The 1,763-nt window shown below is 77.4% G+C and carries 1 protein-coding gene and 1 pseudogene; both read right to left on the bottom strand.

Annotated features, from left to right (window positions below; translation table 11 throughout):
- On the bottom strand, positions 1-640 hold a 640-nt coding region (locus E1298_RS46655), incomplete at its 3' end, for a protein kinase domain-containing protein (RefSeq protein ID WP_424923244.1).
- A gap of 96 nt (positions 641-736) precedes the next feature.
- Positions 737-1,763: pseudogene (locus E1298_RS46650) on the bottom strand (hypothetical protein); the annotation flags it as partial.

The raw sequence follows: 1,763 nt of genomic DNA, 5'->3' as shown, positions 1-1,763 counted from the left end.
GGACGAGCCCGGAGGCCGCCTCTGCCAGCTCGGCGGCGGACGGGCGGGCCGCCGGGTCGGGATGCGCGGCCGCCTCCACCAGGGGCCGCAGCTCGGCGGGCAGCGCGCCGGACGGCGCGTCCGACCGTCCCGTGGCCGCGAACGTCACGGTGGCGGCCCACGCGCGGACGTCGCCGGGGACGTGGGCCCCGGCGGTCAGGCCGAAGTCGACGACGACGGGCGCGCCGTCCACCACCAGGACGGTGCCGGGCCCCAGATCGCCGTGGGCGAGCCCGGCCCCGTGGAGGGCCGCGAGGGCCTTGGCCAGGCCGAGGGCCATGCGGCGCAGTACGTCCCCGCCCACGGGCCCCTGCTCGGCGACGTGCTCGGCCAGCGGCCGCCCGGGGACGAACCGGGACACGATGTACGGACGGCGCGTGCCGGGTTCCCCGTCCAGCACGTCCACCACGTAGGGGCTGAGGACCTCGCGCATCCGCGCCAGGTCGGGCTCGGCGCCCGGCGGCAGCAGCCGGATCGCCACATCGCGGCCGTCGGGACCGGTGGCGCGATGGACGGGACAGGCGCCGGCGTCGCCGCCGCCCAGCCGGGACAGCAGCCGGTACGGACCGATGTGCTCCGGGTGGCTCGTCTCACCGCTCATATGTGTCGCCACCCTACCGAGCCACCGAGGAGTTGTCGGCGGGGACGACCGGAACCAGACCCCTCGGAAACGGCCGGGCGGCCGGCGCCCGGGGCGTCAGATGCCGGGGATCTCGGCCAGCCGGTCGTGGACGTCGGCGCGCAGGCTCTCCAGATCCTGGCTCATCCCGTCCAGCGGGGTGGTGTCGGGCGGCTGCTTCTGGGAGAGGCCGACGAGCACCGCCGCGAAGATGCCCAGGATCAGGACGCCGGCGAGGGCGGCCCCGGTGCGCGGGAGCACGGCCCCCCACATCCGGGCCATCTGGCGGCGCGGCGCGCCGCTGCCCGGCGCCAGGCAGAGCAGGCCGATCACGGCCATGGCGGAGATCGCGATGGCCCGCGAGGCGGCCATGTCGGGCTGGGCGAAGATCAGCACGCCGAGCAGGATCCCGCCCGCGCAGAGGCTGAGCCCCGACAGCAGGACGGTGACCAGCACGGCGCCCGGCAGGTGCAGCGGCGTCTTGAAGGCGGCCGCGACCGCGTCGCCCGAGCGGGGGCCGCGGCGGGTCCGCTTGTCCTCCATGCCCTTGGCGGCCTTGTCGGCCATCCGCAGGACGAGGACGCCGGCGATGGCGACGGCCATCGCGGGCAGCGGCGCGATGTTGGCGAACCCGAGCAGCGCCACCAGCACGAGGAAGCTGAGCACCCGGTACCAGCCGTAGGGCTTGCCGGCGTTCTTGTCGCGGTCGTCGCGCGGACGCTCGGCCCGCCGCTGGGCCTCCTGGGCGCGCGGGTCGCGCGGGTCGTAGGGGCCGCCCTGCTCCGGACGCCGCTGGAGGGCGCTCGGGTCGGGCTGCGTCGCCGGAGGCAGGCCATAGGGCGGCGGGTAGCCGGCGGCCTGGTCGTACGAGGGCTGGCCGCTGTACGGGGCGTAGCCGCGCCGCCCGTACGACGGCGTCTCGTACGGGCCGGGGGCCGGAGGCGGGACGGGCGGCGGCGCGGCCGGGGGCAGTTGGCCCACGAAGTCCTTGGGCTGCGCCGCCACAGGAGCGGGCACCGGGTGCGGCGGCGGCGTGCTGCCGGGTCCCGGCACGGTGGCCGGTGGCTCCGTGGTCGGCGGCACGGTGGACTGGGGGGTCGTGGCC

Origin of the sequence: Actinomadura rubrisoli (assembly GCF_004349215.1) — a bacterium.
In the GTDB taxonomy this organism is placed as follows: Bacteria; Actinomycetota; Actinomycetes; order Streptosporangiales; family Streptosporangiaceae; genus Spirillospora; species Spirillospora rubrisoli.
This window is presented reverse-complemented; position numbering and strand designations above follow the sequence as displayed.